1 protein-coding gene is annotated in these 267 nt (G+C 66.3%); it reads left to right on the forward strand.

The features are described from left to right. The coding region (locus NLU14_RS22035; RefSeq protein WP_275710633.1) for a hypothetical protein at positions 1 to 267 on the forward strand (267 nt) is incomplete at both ends.

The raw sequence follows: 267 nt of genomic DNA on the forward strand, positions 1-267 counted from the left end.
GCGGTCAATCCGCTGCACGGCACCAACGTGCTGGAGATCGTGATCGCCACCGATTCCTCGATTCGGCGCGGCGATGCCGGCTCCTATTCGGGCGGCGGCGCACCGGACGAACGCAACGTGATCCTGCTCGACAAGGCGAACGGCGCCAGCCGCAAGCTGCTGCCGGACAATGGCCGTCGGATCGTCTCCCGCGATTATCTGCCGGCGATGGCGGGTGCGGGGGAGGAAGGTGTGGACACGCAGAAGGCGCCGCTCGCTTATTATGTG

It is taken from the genome of Marinobacter iranensis (assembly GCF_029207565.1).
Lineage (GTDB): Bacteria > Pseudomonadota > Gammaproteobacteria > Pseudomonadales > Oleiphilaceae > Marinobacter > Marinobacter iranensis.